The sequence below is a fragment of the Streptomyces sp. NPDC002888 genome (assembly GCF_042888465.1).
Lineage (GTDB): Bacteria > Actinomycetota > Actinomycetes > Streptomycetales > Streptomycetaceae > Streptomyces.
Genome location: NZ_JBIAPU010000004.1, coordinates 86,639 through 105,879, shown reverse-complemented (window position 1 = coordinate 105,879; position 19,241 = coordinate 86,639). Strand labels below are relative to the sequence as shown.

14 protein-coding genes are annotated in these 19,241 nt (G+C 70.7%); 11 read left to right on the top strand and 3 right to left on the bottom strand.

Annotated elements, in window-relative coordinates; genetic code table 11:
• The first annotated feature begins 123 nt into the window (after nucleotides 1–123).
• From ACFYWX_RS08205 to ACFYWX_RS08170, 8 genes are all read left to right on the top strand, one after another.
• Nucleotides 124–1,326, top strand: coding sequence for an ROK family protein (locus tag ACFYWX_RS08205; protein ID WP_389423159.1), 1,203 nt, complete (start codon nucleotides 124–126; stop codon nucleotides 1,324–1,326).
• Nucleotides 1,327–1,522: 196 nt separating this feature from the next.
• Nucleotides 1,523–2,590 (top strand): ABC transporter substrate-binding protein, encoded by a 1,068-nt coding sequence (locus tag ACFYWX_RS08200; RefSeq protein WP_389423158.1) that lies wholly within the window; start codon nucleotides 1,523–1,525, stop codon nucleotides 2,588–2,590.
• Nucleotides 2,587–3,432, top strand: coding sequence for an ABC transporter permease (locus ACFYWX_RS08195; protein WP_389423157.1), 846 nt, complete (start codon nucleotides 2,587–2,589; stop codon nucleotides 3,430–3,432). Before ACFYWX_RS08200 ends, ACFYWX_RS08195 begins: the two co-directional genes overlap by 4 nt.
• Nucleotides 3,408–4,133, top strand: coding sequence for an ABC transporter ATP-binding protein (locus ACFYWX_RS08190; RefSeq protein WP_389423156.1), 726 nt, complete (start codon nucleotides 3,408–3,410; stop codon nucleotides 4,131–4,133). The genes ACFYWX_RS08195 and ACFYWX_RS08190 overlap by 25 nt, the downstream gene beginning before the upstream one ends.
• Nucleotides 4,130–5,473 carry an LLM class flavin-dependent oxidoreductase gene (locus ACFYWX_RS08185; protein ID WP_389423155.1) on the top strand — a complete coding sequence of 448 codons (1,344 nt, stop codon included), beginning with the start codon at nucleotides 4,130–4,132 and terminating at the stop codon, nucleotides 5,471–5,473. Before ACFYWX_RS08190 ends, ACFYWX_RS08185 begins: the two co-directional genes overlap by 4 nt.
• Before the next feature lie 12 nt (nucleotides 5,474–5,485).
• Nucleotides 5,486–6,376: a TauD/TfdA dioxygenase family protein gene (locus ACFYWX_RS08180; RefSeq protein ID WP_389423154.1), complete on the top strand. Its 891-nt coding sequence runs from the start codon at nucleotides 5,486–5,488 to the stop codon at nucleotides 6,374–6,376.
• Between the two features lie 140 nt (nucleotides 6,377–6,516).
• On the top strand, nucleotides 6,517–7,893 hold the full coding sequence (locus ACFYWX_RS08175) for an amino acid permease (protein WP_389423153.1): 1,377 nt from the start codon (nucleotides 6,517–6,519) through the stop codon (nucleotides 7,891–7,893).
• A 173-nt stretch (nucleotides 7,894–8,066) separates the two neighbouring features.
• A complete protein-coding gene (locus ACFYWX_RS08170) occupies nucleotides 8,067–8,252 on the top strand; it encodes a hypothetical protein (protein WP_389423152.1) in 186 nt (61 codons plus the stop codon).
• Nucleotides 8,253–8,278: 26 nt separating this feature from the next.
• Here ACFYWX_RS08170 and ACFYWX_RS08165 read toward each other — a convergent pair whose 3' ends face one another.
• Nucleotides 8,279–8,941, bottom strand: a complete 663-nt coding sequence (locus tag ACFYWX_RS08165) for a DsbA family protein (protein ID WP_389423151.1) — start codon at nucleotides 8,939–8,941, stop codon at nucleotides 8,279–8,281.
• A 138-nt stretch (nucleotides 8,942–9,079) separates the two neighbouring features.
• On the opposite strand from ACFYWX_RS08165, the gene pepN reads away from it, so the two are divergent.
• Both pepN and ACFYWX_RS08155 read left to right on the top strand, forming a co-directional pair.
• On the top strand, nucleotides 9,080–11,674 hold the full coding sequence (gene pepN / locus ACFYWX_RS08160; protein ID WP_389423150.1) for an aminopeptidase N: 2,595 nt from the start codon (nucleotides 9,080–9,082) through the stop codon (nucleotides 11,672–11,674).
• 244 nt (nucleotides 11,675–11,918) lie between these two features.
• The gene (locus ACFYWX_RS08155; RefSeq protein ID WP_389423149.1) at nucleotides 11,919–12,992 is read left to right on the top strand and encodes a hypothetical protein; all 1,074 of its coding nucleotides are present in this window, start codon (nucleotides 11,919–11,921) and stop codon (nucleotides 12,990–12,992) included.
• A 117-nt stretch (nucleotides 12,993–13,109) separates the two neighbouring features.
• Here the strand turns inward: ACFYWX_RS08155 and ACFYWX_RS08150 are convergent, their stop codons facing one another.
• Complete coding sequence (locus tag ACFYWX_RS08150; protein WP_389423148.1) at nucleotides 13,110–14,867, bottom strand: TIGR03767 family metallophosphoesterase; 1,758 nt, start codon at nucleotides 14,865–14,867, stop codon at nucleotides 13,110–13,112.
• A gap of 235 nt (nucleotides 14,868–15,102) precedes the next feature.
• Nucleotides 15,103–15,555 (bottom strand): NUDIX hydrolase, encoded by a 453-nt coding sequence (locus ACFYWX_RS08145; protein ID WP_389423147.1) that lies wholly within the window; start codon nucleotides 15,553–15,555, stop codon nucleotides 15,103–15,105.
• Between the two features lie 192 nt (nucleotides 15,556–15,747).
• Here ACFYWX_RS08145 and ACFYWX_RS08140 point away from each other — a divergent pair, with 192 nt between their 5' ends.
• Complete coding sequence (locus ACFYWX_RS08140) at nucleotides 15,748–19,047, top strand: S8 family serine peptidase (protein WP_389423146.1); 3,300 nt, start codon at nucleotides 15,748–15,750, stop codon at nucleotides 19,045–19,047.
• The last annotated feature ends 194 nt before the right edge of the window (nucleotides 19,048–19,241 follow it).

Here is a 19,241-nt window from a genome sequence, read left to right as displayed (position 1 = left end):
GCGTGAGCGCGGCCGCCTGTTGCCCTCCGCGAGCCCTCAAGGACGTGTGAGGCGGGCGGAGTCGATCCGGTGCGCCCACCTCTCACGGCGCAGTGATCGGACCGGCTCCCGAGGAAGATTCCCATGCCCCGTACCGCGGCACCCACCACTCTGATGTCCCCCGTCCCCCGCGTCGCCGACCCCGACCGGCGTCGCACCAGCGCCAGTGTCGTCCTGCGCTCCGTTCTTGAGCACGGGCCGGTCGCGCGCAGCACCATCGCCCGGGTGACCGGGTTGTCCCCGGCCTCGGTGACCGACCACTGTGCCCGGCTCACCCAGCTCGGCCTCGTCCGGGAGTCCGCCGTGCCCCGCCGCTCGGGCGGGGTGGGCCGGCCGCACGTGCCGGTCGAGTTGGACGACTCGCGGTTCGTGGTGGGCGGGGTGCACGTGGCGGTGCCGTACACCACGGTCGCGCTGCTCGACGTGCGGGGCCGGGTGCTCGCCGAGCGGCGGCTGAAGCACGGGCGCACCGATCCCTTCGAGGTGCTGGCGCGGGCCGCCGACGGGCTGGGCGCGCTGCTCGCCGAGGCGCCCGGCAGCCGGCCGCTGGGCGTGGGCGTGGCCGCGGGCGGCTGGGTGGACCGGGACTCCGGGACCGTCGTGGAGCATCCGCTGCTGGGCTGGCGGGACGTGGCGGTGCGGGAGGTGCTCGGCGCCCGCACCGGCCTGCCGGTCCATGTGGACGGGCACGCACGGGCCCTGGTCAACGCCGAGCGGCTGTTCGGGCGGGCGCGGGGCAGCCGCAGTGTGCTGCACCTGTTCGTCGGCAACATGGTCGACGCGGCGTTCGCCACCCACGACGAGGTGCATCACGGGCCCCGCTCGCAGGCGGGCTCCATCGCCCATCTGCCGCTCGGCGGCGGCACGGAGCCGTGCGTGTGCGGGCGGGTCGGCTGCCTGCAGGTCGAGCTCAGCGAGCGGACGCTGTGCCGGCGGGCCCGGGAGGCGGGCGTCGTCGACGGGGTGAACCCGATGCACGTGGTCGCCGCGGCGGCGGCCGGCGACCCGGTGGCCACCGGGCTGCTCGTGGAGCGGGCGCGCATGGTGGGGCGGGCGGTGGGGCTGTTGCTCGACGTGCTCAACCCGGAGACCGTCGTCGTCAGCGAGGTCGGGGTCCTGCACCGGGAGGACTGCCTGGCCGCGCTGCGGGAGGCGGTCGGGCCGGAGCGGGCGGCATCGGTCGCGCCGACGAGTTTCCCGGAATCCGTACTGGCCGTGGCCGGCGGATCGGTGGTCCTGGACGTGCTCTACCGGGACCCCCTGGCCTCCTCGCCCAAGCTGAATTAATTCAGAAACTCCGAATGTTGACAGGCGTTACCCGAAGGCAGGAGCATCATTCTCATGAGCTGTCGCACCCTTTGTTGCTGACGCGTTGACGCGCCCCTGAGCGCTCACCTCTTCCCTGCGCGAATTCCCCTTCTCGGCCCTCCCCTGCCCGGAATTCGGCATGCTTTCCTGCCCCATGAACTCACGGAGTCCTCCCATGCCTTCTTCGCCCATGTCCGGTCTCGACCGGCGCCTCTTCCTCACCTCGCTGCTCGGCGCCGGTGCCGCCGCCGTCGGCCTGAGCGGCTGCGCGGAGAGCAGCGCCGCCACCGGCGGCGAGGGGGCCTCGGCCGCTCCGCTGGCCGACAAGGTCCCCGCGGGCACGAAGCTGAAGATCAGCTCGTACCAAGGGGTCCAGCAACTCCAGTTCAAGCTCGCGAAACTTCCCAAGCTGCCGTTCACGGTGTCGAATTGGCTGAACATCGGTGCCGGTCCCGATGTCATCAACGCATTCCGCGCCGAGTCCCTGGACCTCGCCAACAACGCGGGAATTCCGCCGATCCAGGCGCACTACCAGGGATTCGACGCGAAGATCGTGGCGATCAACATCACCCGCAAACCGAACTACCTCTTCGCCACCAAGCCCGGCAGCGACATCGGCTCGGTCGAGGAGTTCAAGGGCAAGAAGCTCGCCTTCTCGCAGGGCCAGGCGCAGGGCGTCGTCCTGCTGCGGGCACTGAAGAAGGCCGGGCTGAAGTACGACGATGTGGAGCTCGTCCCGCTGACCAGCAACCAGTTCCTCACCGCCCTGCAGTCGGGCCAGGTCGACATCGCCCCGCTCGGCAACACCCAGGCCCCGGCGTACCTGAAGCAGTACGGGTCCAAGGGCGCCCACACCATCACCACCGACGTCGTCGACCTGCTCAACCTGCTGTGGGCGCCGACGTCCGTGCTGAACGACTCCGCGAAGGCCGCCGCGGTCGCCGCCTACATCCCGCAGTGGGCCAAGGGCGCGGTGTGGCAGTACGAGCACCCCGACGCCTGGAACGAGGAGTTCTACGTCAAGACGCAGAACCTGACCCTCGACCAGGCCAAGGGCATCACTGCGCTCGCCAACAAACCGCTGTTCCCGCCGAGTTGGGACGAGGCCATCAAGTGGGAGCAGGAGACCGCGGACCTGCTCGCGGAGGGCGGCTTCGTGAAGGAGTTCAAGGTCGACTCGCTCTTCGACCACCGCTTCGAGTCCATCGCCGCCAAGGCCGTACCCGAGGAGTACCAGAGGTGACCGCCGTGACCACGACCGCAGCCGTACCCGAGACCGTCGCCGAGGAGCGCCCCCAGGTCCGACGGCGCCGCCGGCTCTCCCCCGGCAGGCGCCTGCCCGCCACCCGGCTCGCGGGACCGCTCCTCGTTCTCGCCCTGTGGGCCGCCGCCTCCGCTGCCGGACAGCTCGACACCGGCGCGATCCCGGCGCCCTGGACGGTCCTCGAGACCGGCGGCCGTCTGTGGAGCGCGGGCACGCTCCCCAACGACATCCTGACCTCGCTCCAGCGGGCCGGCACCGGCTTCGCGATCGGCCTGACCGCCGGCATCGTGCTGGCGCTCGCCGCCGGCCTGAGCCGGGTCGGGGAGGCGCTGATCGACGGGACGGTGCAGCTGAACCGGGCGATTCCGACCCTGGGTCTGATCCCGCTGTTCATCCTCTGGCTGGGCATCGGCGAGACCTTCAAGATCGCGATCATCGCCATCGTCGTCTACATCCCGATCTACCTCAACACGCATTCCGCGCTGTCCGGCATCGACCACCGCTTCGTCGAACTCGCCGAGGTGCAGGGCCTGTCGAGGTTCCAGTTCGTCCGGCAGGTCGTCATCCCCGGCGCCCTGCCCGGCTTCTTCGTCGGGCTGCGGCTCGGCGTGACCGGATCCTGGCTCGGCCTGGTCGTCCTGGAGCAGATCAACGCCACCAGCGGCCTCGGCTACATGATGTTCCAGGCCCAGAACTACGGCCAGTCGGACGTCATCCTCGTCGGCCTCCTCATCTACGGCGTCTTCGGTCTGATCTCCGACAGCGCGGTCCGTCTCATCGAACGGAGGGTGCTGTCATGGCGCCGCACACTCAGCAGCTGACCCGTCCCGCCGTCCAGCTCCGGGGACTGACCCGCTCGTTCGACGAACGCACGGTCCTCGACGGCATCGACCTCGACATCCCGTCCGGCCAGTTCGTGGCCCTCCTCGGGCACAGCGGCTCCGGCAAGAGCACCCTGCTGCGTGCCGTCGCGGGCCTCGACCACGAGGTCGCCGGAAGCGGGCAGCTCACCGCACCTGAGCGGGTGTCCGTGGTGTTCCAGGACTCCCGGCTGCTGCCCTGGCGGCGCGTGCTGGACAACGTGCTGCTGGGAACCGACGGGGTCGAGAAGGGACGGGCCGCCCTCGCCGAGGTCGGGCTGGCCGGCCGCGAACGCGCCTGGCCGAGCGAGCTGTCCGGCGGCGAGGCACAGCGCGCCGCGCTGGCCCGCTCCCTGGTCCGCGAGCCCGAACTCCTCCTCGCCGACGAGCCGTTCGGCGCCCTGGACGCCCTCACCCGCATCAAGATGCACACCCTGCTGCGCGAGCTGTGGGAGCGCCACCGGCCGTCCGTGCTGCTGGTCACCCACGACGTGGACGAGGCGATCGTGCTCGCCGACCGCGTCCTCGTCCTCGAGCGGGGCCGCATCGGCCTCGACCTGACCATCGACCGCCCGCACCCGCGCTCGTACCGCGACCCGCTGCTGGGCGAGTACCGAGAGCGGCTGCTCGCCGCCCTGGGCGTGACGGAGGACCACCAGTGACATCCAGACAGCTCCACCTCAACGCGTTCCTGATGAACACCGGCCACCACGAGGCGTCCTGGCGGCTTCCCGAGAGCGACCCGTACGCCCACGTCGAGCTCGACCACTACGTGCGGCTGGCGAGGACCGCCGAGCGCGGTACCTTCGACTCCCTCTTCCTCGCCGACGGCCCGCAGCTGTGGGGCACCATCGCCCAGCGCCCGGCCGGCGCCCTGGAACCCCTCACCCTGCTCACCGCCCTGGCCACGGCCACCGAGCACATCGGCCTGATCGCCACGGCCTCCACCTCCTACAACTCCCCCTACAACCTGGCCCGCAAGTTCGCCTCCCTGGACATCATCAGCGGCGGCCGGGCGGGCTGGAACATCGTCACCACGGCGGGGGCGGAGGCGGCCCGCAACTTCGGTCTCCTGGAAGAACCCGCGCACGCCGACCGCTACGCCCGCGCCGCCGAGTTCCTGGACGTCGCCCTGAAGCTGTGGGACAGCTGGGAGGACGACGCGATCGTCGCCGACAAGGCGGCCGGCGTCTGGGGCGACGACACGAAGATCCACCCGCCCCGGCACCAGGGGACGTACTTCAGTGTCGAGGGCGCCCTCAACGTCCCCCGCACACCGCAGGGGTACCCGCTGCTGGTGCAGGCCGGCTCCTCGGAGGACGGCAAGGCGTTCGCGGCCCGGTACGCGGAGGCGGTGTTCACCGCCCAGCAGACGCTGAAGGACGCGCAGGACTTCTACGCCGACCTGAAGTCCCGTACGGCCGCGGCCGGCCGCGACCCCGACCACATCAAGGTACTGCCGGGCATCGTCCCCGTCATCGGCTCCACGGAGGCCGAGGCGCGGGCGGGCGAGCAGGTCCTCGAGGACCACATCGTGCACACGCACGGCCTGGACCGCCTGGAGAGGCTGCTGCAGCTGGAGCCCGGCACGCTGGAGCTGGACGCCCTGCTGCCCTCCGACCTGCCCCCGGAGAGCGCCATCGAGGGCGCCAAGAGCCGTTACACGCTCATCGTCGAACTGGCCCGGCGCGAGCGGCTCACCGTGCGGCAGCTGATCGGCCGGCTGGGCGGCGGGCGCGGTCACCTCACCTTCGCCGGGACGCCCGAGCAGGTCGCCGACGCGATCGAGGAGTGGTTCACGCTCGGCGCCGCCGACGGCTTCAACATCATGCCCGCCGTGCTGCCGTCCGGCCTCGACGCGTTCGTCGACCACGTCGTCCCGATCCTGCGCGCCCGTGGCCTGCTCCGCACGGAGTACGGCCCCCGCGGCACCCTCCGGGAGCGCTACGGCCTTCCGCGCCCCGCCAACCAGCACGTCAGCCCCGAGCTCGCCACCGTCTGAGAGGACCTCCCCATGTCCATCGAGATCCGCAAGGTCACCGCGAACATCGGCGCCCAGGTGTCCGGCGTCGACATCTCCAAGCCCCTCGACGAGGAGACCGCCGCCGCGGTCCGCGAGGCCCTCAACGTCCACAAGGCTCTCGTCTTCGACGACGTGAACCTCGACGACGAGGGCCAGCAGGCCTTCGTCCGCCACCTCGGCGAGATCACCACCGCGCACCCGACGGTGTCCTCCGTCGACGGCGTCCCGAACGTCCTCCCCGTCGACAGCGAACGCGGCCGGGCCGCCAACCACTGGCACACCGACGTCACGTTCGTCCTCAACCCACCACAGGCCAGCACCCTGCGCAGCATCACGATCCCGCCGTACGGCGGCGAGACCCTGATCGCCAGCTCGGCGGCCGCCTACCGCCAGCTGCCGGAGCCGCTCAGGAAGCTCGCCGACACGCTGTGGGCCGAGCACACCAACGACTACGACTACGCGGTGCCGACGGAGGCGATCGACGAGGAGCAGGCCGCCGCGCGCGCCCAGTTCACGTCGATCAAGTACCGCACGGTCCACCCGGTGGTCCGCGTCCACCCGCTCACCGGTGAGCGCGGCCTGTTCATCGGCGGGTTCGCGCAGCGCATCGTGGGCCTGTCACCGGCCGAGTCCCGCAAGATCCTCGACCTGCTCCAGGCGTACGTGACCCGGCCGGAGAACATCCTGCGCCACCGCTGGTCGGAGAACCAGCTGGTCCTCTTCGACAACCGCATCACCCAGCACTACGCCATCGACAACTACGACGGCCGGCCGCGCCGCCTGCACCGGGTGACCGTCGCCGGTGACATCCCGGCCGGCATCGAGGGCAAGGAGTCCTACTCGATCGAGGGGGACGCCTCGCACTACACGCCGGTCGCGTAACACGCCGGTCACCGGGTAAACGGAAGATCACCGACCGTGTCGCCGGTGTCCGCATACTGGGCGGCCTCACCCTGTGAGGGGGGAGGCTGCCCAGACTGTGGGCGTTTTTGCCCATCTCACGCATTGGACGAGCCGCGCCCATGCAGCACAGCACCACTACGGAGACGCCCCCGCAAGGCGCCCCCCTCTCCCACGGCCTGAAGCAGCGCCACCTGTCGATGATCGCCCTCGGCGGGGTGATCGGCGCCGGTCTGTTCGTCGGCTCCGGCGCGGGCATCGCCGCCGCCGGTCCCTCGATCGTCCTCGCCTACACCCTCTCCGGCCTCCTCGTGATGCTGGTGATGCGGATGCTGGGCGAGATGTCGGCCGCGTATCCGTCGTCGGGCTCGTTCTCGGCGCACGCCGAGCGGGCGATCGGGCCGTGGGCGGGCTTCACCGCGGGCTGGTCGTTCTGGGTGCTGCTGTGCACGGCAGTCGGCCTGGAGGGCATCGGCGCGGCGAAGATCGTCACCGGGTGGCTGCCGGGCACGCCGGAGTGGGCCTGGGTGGCGCTGTTCATGCTGGTCTTCTGCGGCGCGAACCTCGCCGCGGTGAAGAACTTCGGCGAGTTCGAGTTCTGGTTCGCGGCCCTGAAGGTCGCCGCGATCACCCTGTTCCTGGTCCTCGGCGTGCTGGCGATCGCCGGCGTCCTGCCGGGCACGGACTCCCCCGGCACCTCGAACCTCACGGACTTCCTGCCCAACGGCGGCGAGGGCCTGGTCATCGGCCTGCTCGCCTCGGTCTTCGCGTACGGCGGCCTGGAGACGGTCACCATCGCGGCGGCCGAGTCGGAGGACCCGGTCAGGGGCGTCGCGAGCGCGGTCCGTACGGCGATGTGGCGCATCGCGCTGTTCTACGTCGGCTCGATGGCGGTCATCGTCACCCTCGTCCCCTGGGACGCGAAGGAGGTCGTCGAGAAGGGCCCGTACGTCGCCGCCCTCGACCACCTGGGCATCCCGGGCGCGGGTCAGCTGATGAACGTGGTCGTGCTGGTGGCGCTGCTGAGTGCGATGAACGCCAACATCTACGGCTCCTCCCGCATCGCCTACTCGCTGGTGGAGCGGGGCCAGGGCCCGAAGGCGCTGGGCAGGGTCTTCGGCGGGGTCCCGCGGATCGCCGTGCTCGCCTCCTCGGTCTTCGGCTTCGTCTGCGTGGTGCTGAGCTACTGGCGGCCCGACGACGTCTTCCCCTGGCTGCTGAACATGATCGGCGCGGTGATCCTGGTCGTCTGGATCTTCATCGCCGTCTCGCAACTGCGGCTGCGCGGACGGCTGGAGCGGGAGGCGCCGGAGCGGCTGACCGTGCGGATGTGGGCGTTCCCGGTGCTGACGTGGGTCGCGCTGGCCGGCATGGCGACGATCTTCGTCCTCATGGCCCGGGAGCCGGACACGCGCGTGCAGTTGTACTCGACGGGCGGGATGACCCTGGTCCTGGCGGCCGTCGGGTACGCGTGGCAGCGGGCACGCGCCCGGAACTGACGCCCGGTCCGTTCAAGGGTGATTTCGGGCGGATCAGTCTGTTTTGTACTGCGGTGGCCGGGATGGGGTGTCTAGACTCGGCGCACCGCGTCAGTCGGCCCGGGTGCGGCCGCCGCGGGCAGGAGGCGGCCATGGCGTTCGTGCGGTGCCCGAGTCCGACCTGTCATGACAGGTTGACCGAGTTCCGGGATCTGCGGGGCGACGAGGAGATCACGGCGGCCGGGGTGGTGCTGCTCCCGCTGCTCGATGGCGACCACTTCGTCGCCAAGGCCTTCCACCGTTGCGGGGCCGACGGCTGCCGCAGGATCCAGCGGAAGGACAACTGGCGCGTGGGCGCCTTCCTGCCGACGGGCTTCTGACACCCGCCGGCAGGCCGCCCCGACAGTTACAGGTTGCTGAAGTCCGGGCCCTTGGTCCGGGTCCGCTTGATCTCGTAGAAGCCCGGCACCGAGGCGACCGCGAGGGTGCCGTCCCAGAGGCGGGCGGCCTCCTCGCCCTTCGGGGCGGGGGTGACGACCGGGCCGAAGAAGGCGATCTGCTCACCGTCGGAGCCGGGGACGGCGATGACCGGGGTGCCCACCTCCTGGCCGACCTTCTCGATGCCCTCCTTGTGGGAGGCGCGCAGCTCGGCGTCGAACTCGAAGTCCTTCTGCTCGGCGTACTCGATCAGGTCGGCGGGCAGACCGACGTCGGCGAGCGCGCCCGCGATGGCCTCCAGGGTCGGGCCCTCGCCGTTGTTGTGGATACGGGTGCCGAGCGCGGTGTAGAGCGGGCCGAGGACGTCGGCACCGTGCTTCTGCCAGGCGGCCGTCACCACCCGCACCGGCTTCCACGCCTTGCTCTCCAGCAGCTCGCGATACTGCTCGGGCAGCTCGTCCAGCTTGTCCTCGTTCAGCACTCCCAGGCTCATGATGTGCCAGCGGACCTCGATGTCGCGGACCTTCTCCACCTCCAGCACCCACCGGGACGTCATCCACGCCCACGGGCACAGCGGATCGAACCAGAAGTCTACGGGGGTCTTGCCGGAAGCGGTCACGGACTCGGACATGGCTCTCCCTCGGAACACGGTCGTTTGAACGGGGAACATCGACCGTGCCCCGTGGCATTCCCGGCTGCCCCGAGTCAGGAGCACATGGCAGGATCGGCCCTGTTCACATGCCGAACACCAGCCGAGGGAGTACCGCCCGTGCCCGGTGAGAACCTGACCCGCGACGAGGCCCGGGAGCGGGCCGCCCTGCTGTCCGTCGACGGGTACGACGTGTCCCTCGACGTGCGCTCCGCCGTCTTCGGCGAGGGGGACGTCGAAGACGGGGCGCCGCGCACCTTCCGCTCGGTCACCACGATCCGCTTCCGCTGCGCCGAGCCCGGCGCGACCAGCTTCGCGGACCTGGTCGCGCCGAGCGTCACCGCCGTCTCCCTCAACGGCCACGACCTCGACCCCGGCGAGGTCTTCGACGGCACCCGGATCGTCCTGGAGGACCTGGCCGCCGACAACGAGCTGGTCGTCGACGCCCAGTGCGCCTACTCCCGCACCGGCGAGGGCCTGCACCGCTTCGTCGACCCCGAGGACGGCGAGGTGTACCTCTACACGCAGTACGAGCCGGCCGACTCCCGCCGCGTCTTCGCCAACTTCGAGCAGCCCGACCTCAAGGCGCCCTTCCGCTTCGAGGTGCGGGCGCCCGAGGGGTGGACGGTGTGGAGCAACGGCGTGGGCGAGCGGCACGACGGGGTGTGGCGGTTCGCCGAGACCAAGCCGATCTCGACGTACATCACGTGCGTGGTGGCGGGCCCGTACCACTACGTCACGGACTCCTACACGCGTGACCTGGGTGACGGTACGACGCTGGAGATCCCCCTCGGCGCCCTGTGCCGCAAGGGCCTGGCGCCCCACTTCGACGCCGACGACGTGTTCCTGGTGACCAAGCAGGGCCTGGACTTCTTCCACGACCACTTCGACTACCCGTACCCCTTCGGGAAGTACGACCAGGCGTTCGTGCCCGAGTACAACCTCGGTGCGATGGAGAACCCGGGCCTGGTGACCTTCCGGGAGGAGTTCATCTTCCGGGGCAGGGTGACGCGGGCGTCGTACGAGAGCCGCGCGAACGTGGTGCTGCACGAGATGGCGCACATGTGGTTCGGCGACCTCGTCACCATGGAGTGGTGGGACGACCTGTGGCTGAAGGAGTCCTTCGCCGACTTCATGGGCGCCTTCGCCCTGGTCGGCGCGACCCGCTTCGAGAACGGCTGGATCACCTTCGCCAACCGCCGCAAGGCATGGGCCTACCGCGCGGACCAGCTGCCCTCCACCCACCCGGTCACGGCCGACATCCGCGACCTCCAGGACGCCAAGCTGAACTTCGACGGCATCACCTACGCCAAGGGCGCGTCGGTGCTGAAGCAGCTGGTCGCCTACGTCGGCCAGGACGCGTTCCTCGAGGGCGCCCGCCGCTACTTCAAGCGGCACGCGTACGGCAACACACGTCTCGGCGACCTGCTGTCGGTCCTGGAGGAGACCAGCGGCCGCGACATGGGCGTGTGGGCGCGGTCCTGGCTGCAGACCGCCGGGGTGAACTCGCTGACCCCGCAGGTCCTGCTGGGCGCGGACGGCCGGATCGACGAACTCGCGGTGCTCCAGGAGGCCCCGGAGTCCCACCCCGAGCTGCGCCCGCACCGGGTGGCGATCGGGCTCTACCGGCTCACGCCGGGCGGGACGCTGGAGCGGTACACCCGCGCCGAGGTCGACGTCGACGGCGCGCGTACGGTCGTACCGGAGCTGGTGGGCGAGGAGACGCCGGAGCTCGTCCTCGTCAACGACGACGACCTGACGTACTGCAAGACCCGCTTCGACGAGACGTCCCTGGAGACGCTGCGCGGGCACCTGGGGGACCTCACCGACCCGCTGGCGCGCGCCCTGTGCTGGTCGGCCCTGTGGAACATGACGCGGGACGCGCTGCTGCCGGCGCGGGAGTTCGTGGGCCTGGTGCTGCGGTTCGCGGGGCGTGAGTCCGACATCGGCGTGCTCCAGATGCTGCACACGTGGGCGAACTCGTCCCTCGTCCACTACGTCGTCCCCGACTGGCGGGAGACCGGTGGACGGCTGCTCGCGGAGGGCGCGCTGCGGGAGCTGCGGCAGGCCGCGCCGGGCAGCGAGCACCAGCTGGCGTGGGCGCGGTTCTTCACGACGGTGGCGTCGGACGAGGCCGACCTGGCGTTGCTGCGGGACCTGCTGGACGGTACGTCGACCATCGAGGGGCTGGATGTCGACCAGGAGCTGCGGTGGGCGTTCCTGGAGCAGCTGACCGTGCGCGGTGTCGCCGACGAGAAGGATCTGGCCGCCGAGCTGGCCCGCGACGACACCGCCTCCGGCAAGCGCCACCAGGTCCGCTGCCTCGCCGCCCGCCCCTCGGCGGCGGTGAAGGCGCAGGCGTGGGCGCAGGTCGTGGAGTCGGAGGCGCTGTCGAACGCGTTGGGCGAGGCGACGATCGGGGGCTGGGTCCAGTCCTCCCAGCGGGAGTTGCTCGCGCCGTACGCGGAGAAGTACTTCACGGTGATCGAGCGGGTGTGGGAGCAGCGGTCGATCCAGATCGGGATGGACGTGGTGCGGGGCCTGTTCCCGTCCCTGGCGGACTCCGAGGAGACGCTGGAGGCGACGGACGCGTGGCTGGCTGCGCACGAGTCGGCGGCTCCTGCGCTGCGCAGGCTGGTCCTTGAAGCGCGGGACGACCTGGCGCGGACGCTGCGGGGGCAGGCGCGGGACGCGGAGGCGGCGGGGGCCGTGTGATGGGGTGATCCGACGATCCGTTGATGCGGCAATGTGGTGATCCAGGTTGACCTTTGGCCTTGGATTCGGCGCGTGGTGATCGTTACGGAATTCAGGCAATAAGGCCGTAACCCCTGGTCCACCCCTGAACGGACCAGGGGTTTCGGCATCCGAACACCCGTCCTTTAGGGCGATCTTGTCCGCATTTGTCGACGAGCGTGTAACAGGGGTTCAGAGCGGCTCCTGGTCCGGGAACCTCCCGGTCATGAACCACAACACGCCGCTCCCCCCGGCTTCCCCCCACTCCCCGTGCCACCTCTCCGAGCGCCCGCGCCGGGTGATGACGACGGCACAGTTGAAGGCCCACGGCGTCCCGTCGGCGGAGACGAACGAGCAGTGCCGCCCCGGCGGCGCCTGGCAGCAGATCCTCCCCGGCGTGGTCCTGCTCCACCCCGGCCCGCCGACCAGCGAGGAGCGGCTGCACGCGGTACTGATGTACGCGGCACGGGATGTGTCGACGACGGGGCCGGCGGGGGTGCCGGCTCAGCCTGGCGCGGACACCCCGCACCGCACGGGGACGTACGCGGAGGCGATGATCACGGGTCTGGCGGCCCTGACCCTCCACGGCTTCTCCTGCGCCCCTCCCCTGCTCTCCCTGGAGAAGATCGACGTCCTGGTCCCACGCCTGCGCCGCCTGCGCTCGACGGGCTGCGCACGCGTCGTCCGTACGTCGGCCCTGCCCGCCCCGCAGCAGGTCACGGGCCTCCCGGTCGCCCCGGTGCCGCGCGCCCTGGCCGACGCGGTGGCGGACCTGACGGACGCGGGCGCGGTACGCCGCCTGCTGATGGAGGCGGTGCGGTCCGGCCACTGCGAACCCTCCTCCGTCGTCCGGGAGTTGAACCAGGCGAAGCTGCTGAGCCGTCCGTACGTGGTGGACGCGGTGGACTCGCTGGTGGCGGAGGCGCGCGCGATCGCGGAGGCCCGCCTGTACCGCATGGTGCGGGAGTACGGGCTGCCGGACCCGGCGTGGAACGTCGACCTGCGCCTGCCGGGCGGCCCCTACCTGGGCGGGCTCGACGCGTACTGGCCGGAGCAGGCGGTGGCGGTCGAACTCGACACCCGCGCGCCCCGCCAAGGCCATCGGCAGGAGGACGACGCCCTGTGGTCCGAGTACGCCCGCAAGCGCGAGCACCTGGAGCGGCTCGGCATCACGGTCGTCCACCTCACCCCCAAGAAGCTCCACGAATCCATGGAACAGCAGGCCACGGTCGTCCGCACGGCCCTGATGGCGTCGGGCGACCGCGACCCGGCGGCGTATGTGGTGGTGCTGCCGCGGTAGTGAGGGTGAGGGATGGATCAGGTCTGTCCGCGGCGCCGCCCCGCATGGCCTCCTCGTCGGTCTCCGCGCAGTGCACGAACGTGAAGTGTTGAGGCCGGCACGGCAGTTGAGCCGGAATCAGCCCTTCTTCAGCACCAGCTCCGTGTTGCGGTCGTCCGCGTCACCGCCGAGCAGCGTGGTGTTGGCGCCCGGCGCGTTGAAGGACAGTTCGCGGTAGAGGGCGGCGAGGCCGGTCTGGGAGAGGTCGCTGAAGTCGGTGCGGTGAGGGGCCGCGGACTCGATGAGGGTGGTGAAGAGGGAGAGGGTGCCGTCCTTGTTGTCGACCAGCTCGATGACTCGGGCGAGCTGCGGGAAGTCGACGTGGGAGGCGGTGGAGATCTCCCAGAAGGAGCCGCCGGCGGGGGCGGAGTGCGCGGTGATGCGGTTCTGGTGGATGTGGCCGTTGACCCAGGCGAGGACGTTGGTGTGGCGACCGAGGAGGGACAGCACGTCGGCGCCGGTGTGGCGGCGCTCCGACGGGTGGGCCGGGTCGGGGCGGGAGTTCGACATCGTCGTACTCGTGTGGTGGCTGAAGACGATGACGTACGCGTCCTTGTTCTCGCGCAGTGTCCGCTCCAGCCATTTCAGCTGGGCCGCGCCGATCGAGCCGTTGTAGTGGCCGCCGGGGTCGGTGGTGTCGAGGCTGATGCCGATGACGTCGTCGGCGATGCGGAAGGAGTAGTACTGCGTGCCCGCGTCGACGTTGGCCGACGAGTAGCCGTGGCCGACCGGGCCGACGCCCGCGTAGGCCGGGTCGAGGTGGGCCTTGAGGTAGTCGGCCGGGGTGTAGGGGGCGCGCCGCTCGTCCGGGGTGACCGGGCGCATGGCGCGGGTGTGGGCCTTGAGGAGGTCGCGGAAGACGACGCCCATGGGGTCCTTGGCGTTCTTGATGGTGTCCTGGAGCTTCCTGGCCTCGGCGGCGGGCAGGCTCATCAGCTTGCGGCCGCCGATGGCGTACTCGGCGAGGTAGGGGTCGCCGTGTCCGTAGCAGCCGAGGGGCAGGCTGTCGTGGTTGCCGACGGTGGAGTACCAGGGCAGGTTGAGGCCGGGGCTGCGCAGCTCGCGGGTGGCGGCGGCGAGGAAGCCCTCCAGGTGCGGGAAGCCGAGCTGCTTGTCGGCGTCGCGCACGGCGGTGTCGGGCTGCCAGTACTGCTTCAGGCCGCTGTTCTGGACGCCCTCGTAGCGGCGCGGGTCACCGGAGTTGGGGGTGATGCGGCCGCCGCTCATCACCTTCAGGAACCACTCCAGCTCGGTGTGGGCGTTGTTGTCGGTGTTGTCGCCCGTGGCCATCGCGAAGTGCAGCGGTGAGCCGGTGACAGGGGCTCCTCGCAGCGCGTTGATCCGCTCGACCAGCGAGACCGCGCCCTGCACGGTGAGCGCCTCGTGCGGGCGCCAGGCCTTGATGTCCGAGGAGCGGAGGTACTCCAGGCGCATCGGGTGCTGGCTGTCGATCAGGTGCAGGTCGGTGAGCTGCACGAACGCGGCGAGCGCGGTACGGCGGCCGGTGCGGCCCGACTTGGGCACGGCGAGTTCGTCGCGTACGACACGCTGCCAGCCGGGGCCGTCGCCGAGGCGGCGGTATCCGGAACCGGTGCGGGGGGCGGCGACGGTGGCGAGGGTGGTGCCCCGGGTGTAGGGGGCGAGCGGGGTGGCGGGGGCCCGGCGGGAGGAGGCGACAGGCGCCTCGGCCTCCGTGTGGGCGGGCGCGGCCTCGCTTTCGGTGGGCCGCAACCCGTAGCCGACGCCCGCGGAGACGGACACGGCCGCGGTGGCGGCGAGGACGGTACGGCGGTTGACCCCCAGCGTGGAGCTGGCGACAGAGCGTATGCGCGACATGGCGCGGTCTCCCCGGGTGCGAACGCGTCGGCAGTGGTCGCGGGGGCTCGCCGAAGCGAACTTCCCGCTCGTACTGGATGCTTGGCACCGGGAATGACCTGCGTGTGAACGAGACGGCAACGGGCAGCGCCGATCACCGTACGTGGATCTTGGGACACCCTGGGTGTCCCCGGCCGCTCGGCGGACGGCCCGGAAGCGGTCACTCCGTGTTCATTTTCCGGGGAACGCGGGGGTACTACCGCTGGACGCGTCCCTCCGCCGGACGCTCCCTCCACAGCCGCAGCCCCGCGTCGACCAACCTGATGCGCCGCAGCCCGGCGAGCGCGTCCAGGTCCTGCCAGGCGGCCATGTCGGTCGATCCGTTGACCTCGTTGCGCAGGTCGCCTCCGATGATCCGGCCCTCGTAGAGGAGGCGGACGCCGTGGTGGTCGGCGGGGCGGCGCAGGAGGCGGCCCGGGAAGGTGCGGCGGGAGGAGTCCACGCCGAGGAGAGCCGTGACCTCGATCCGGTAGCCGGTCTCCTCCTCGACCTCGCGGACGACGGTGTCGTGGGGGTGTTCGCCGTGCTCCATGCCGCCGCCGGGCAGGACCCACTCGGGGGTGCCGTCGTCGGCGGGTGAGCGGGCGAGCAGGATGTGGCCGTCACGGACGCAGATGGCGTAGGCCGCGACCCTCAAGTTCTTGCGCACTCCAGGACGTTAACGTGCCGGCCCGGCACCACGGAATGGATATATCGGCCATTCAGGACCCAAGCCGCAAAGCTCATAGGGGGTTTTCCCCATAGATCCATATCGATTCGGTCAACACTCCCCAAATATCTGTCTCTTGAGTAAAGCTTTGCGGTCATTCGACGCACTTTCCTTTACCGACAAAGGATGCCGATGAGCCTCACCCCCCAGAGCGATCCGAGAACGGGCGCGAGACGCGTGGCCCGCATAGCCGTGGCCGCGGGTCTGGTCGCCGCGCTCTCCGCAGCCGGGCCGATACCCCTGGCCTTCTCCGCGGACGAGACGCCGGCCACGGCCGACCCCGGCGTCAAGTCGGCCCACGACAAGCTGGGCTCGGACGACGCCGGCCTGCTCGCCGAGGCCAAGGCCGACGGCGACAAGACCATCACGCTGATGGTCGCGACCGCCCCCGGACAGACCGAGAAGGTCGCCGAGGAGCTGGACTCCGTCGACGGCGGGCTGGTCGGCAAGCGGGACGACAAGCTCGGCTACGTCCGGGCCACCGTTCCCACCGCGAAGGCGGACAAGACCCTCGCGGCGGCACTGAAGCTCTCCTCCGTCCAGGCGATCGACCTCAAGCAGGAGATCAAGCTGGACGACCCGGCCCCGGACGGCACGGCCTCCCAGGGCTCGTCGGCCTCGGGTGCCGGATACGCGGCGCCGGACAAGAAGACGCCGGCCGTGAACCCGTACAACCCGTCCTTCGAGACCGGCGCGGTCTCCTTCGTGCAGGACCACCCGACGTACGACGGCCGTGGGGTGACCATCGGCATCCTGGACTCGGGTGTCGACATCGCCCACCCGGCGCTGCAGAAGACCACCACCGGCGAGCGCAAGATCGTCGACTGGGTGACGGCCACCGACCCGGTGGCCGACAGCGACGGCACCTGGCTGCGGATGAACGCCCCGGTGACCGGCCCGGTGTTCACCGCGGGCGGCAAGACCTGGCAGGCGCCCGCGGGCGACTTCAAGTTCCGCACCTTCGCCGAGTCCGCCACCCTCGGTGGCGACATGGCCGGTGACCTCAACCGGGACGGCGACACCACCGACGTGTGGGGCGTGCTGTACGACGCGGCCGCCGGCACGGTCCGGGTGGACCTCGACGGCGACGCCGACTTCACCGACGAGAAGGCGCTGAAGCCGTACAAGGACGGCTTCCAGATCGGCTACTTCGGCACGGACAACCCGGCCACGCCGATCGCCGAACGCATCCCCTTCGTGGTCGAGACCCGCAAGGACGTCGTCTACAACGCGGCCGGCGACAAGTCCGACTTCGTCAACATCGGTGTCATCGAAAGCCGGCACGGCACGCACGTCGCGGGCATCACCGCCGCCAACAGCCTCTTCGGCGGCAAGATGAACGGTGCGGCGCCCGGCGCCAAGCTGGTCTCCTCGCGCGCCTGCACCTGGACCGGCGGCTGCACCAACATCGCGCTCACCGAGGGCATGATCGACCTCGTCACCAAGCGCGGCGTCGACATCGTCAACATGTCGATCGGCGGTCTGCCGCCGCTGAACGACGGCAACAACGCCCGGGCCCAGCTCTACACGCGGCTCATCGACACCTACGGCGTCCAGCTGGTGATCTCCGCGGGCAACGAGGGCCCCGGCACCAACACCATCGGCGACCCCGGCCTCGCCGACAAGGTGCTCTCCGTCGGCGCCTCCGTCTCCAAGGAGACCTGGGCCGCCAACTACGGCTCGGTCGTGAAGACGAAGTACGCCATGTTCCCCTTCTCCTCGCGCGGCCCGCGTGAGGACGGCGGCTTCACCCCGACCATCACCGCCCCCGGCGCGGCGATCAACACCATCCAGACCTGGGCGCCCGGCGCGCCCGTCGCCGAGTCCGGCTACGACCTGCCGCCCGGCTACGGCATGCTCCAGGGCACCTCGATGTCCTCCCCGCAGGCCGCGGGCGCGAGCGCGCTGCTGCTGTCCGCCGCCAAGCAGCGCAAGATCGAGCTGTCGCCGCTCACCCTGCGCACCGCGCTGACCAGCACCGCGCGCCAGATCAAGGGCGTGCAGGCGCACGAGCAGGGCGCCGGCCTGATGCGTATCGTGCAGGCCTGGGACGCCATCAAGGACGGCGCGACCGCCCACGACTACACCGTGAAGGCCCCGGTCGACACCGCGATCGACCAGCTCCTGGCGACCCCCGGCTTCGGCACCGGCCTCTACGACCGCGAGGGCGGCCTGAAGGCCAAGCAGAAGAAGACGTACGACGTCACCATCACCCGCACGTCCGGCCCCGACCGTCCGGTCCGGCACGAGCTGGAGTGGAAGAACAACGACGGTACGTTCCGTCTTCTCGGCGACGACGACATCGTGCTGCCGCTGAACAAGCCGGTCACCGTCAAGGTCCAGGCGCAGGCGAGGACCGCGGGCGTGCACAGCGCCATCCTGGAGGCCGACGACGAGCGCACCGAGGGCGTGGACAAGCAGATCCTCGCCACGGTCGTCGTCTCGCAGCCGCTGGCGAAGCCGTCGTACGCCCTGTCCGCCTCCTCCTCCGTGCAGCGCAACAGCTCCACGTCGTACTTCGTGACGGTGCCGGAGGGTGCGAAGACCCTGGAGGTGGCGCTCGGCGGGCTGAAGGAGAAGAGCCAGACGCGCTTCATCTCCATCCACCCGCACGGCGTCGCCGTCGAGGACAGCGCGACGATCTACTGCTACCCGGACTACTCGCTGCCCTCGGACCCCAACACCTGCCGTCCCGACCTGCGGACCTACGTCGACCCGCAGCCGGGCGTCTGGGAGATCGAGGTCGAGTCGCGGCGCACCTCGCCGTACCTCGACAACCCCTACAAGCTCGACGTGTCGGTGCTCGGCACCTCCTTCGACCCGGCCGTGACCACGATCCCGGAGGCGAAGGTCGGCACCCCGATCGCGGCCGAGTGGACCGTGACCAACGCGTTCGCCGCCATCGAGGGCAAGCTGCAGGGCGGCTCGCTGGGCTCGGCGAAGCTGGAGACGCCGACCATCGCCCACCGTGACGTCCAGACGAAGACGGTCGAGGTCCCCGAGGGTGTCGAGCGCCTCGACATCTCCATCGGTGACGTCTCCGACGCGGCCGCCGACCTCGACCTGGTCGTGCTCAAGGACGGTGTGACGGTCGGTCAGTCCGCGGACGGCGACTCGGAGGAGGCGGTCAGCCTCACCAAGCCCGCCGCCGGTACGTACACGGTCCGGATCGACGGCTACAGCGTGCCGTCCGGCTCGACGACGTACGCCTACAAGGACGTGTACTTCTCGTCCACGCTGGGCTCGGTGAACGTCGACGCCGGCAAGACCGTCTCGCTCGCGAGCGGCGCCTCCGCGAAGGTCTCCGCCGAGGTCCTGGTCCGCTCCGCCGGTGCGGCCGGCCGGCAGTTCTTCGGCGAGGTCCGGCTGGTCAACGGCCGCGGCACCGCTGCCGGTATCGGCACCGTCACCATCGAGAAGGTCACCGGCTGACGGTGATCGCGGAGGTCACCGGCTGCCGGTGATCCCCGAGTGGGCCGCGCTGGTCAGGCGCGGCCCACTCAAGGCACGGTCACGGCACGGGCGCTCCCCTGTGGCGTCCCTACCGCTTCCGTGTTCGCGGGGCGGATGTTCCCTCGGGGCATCCGCCCCCGCCCCGTTCCGCCCGTGGCGGTTCCCCCGCGCCA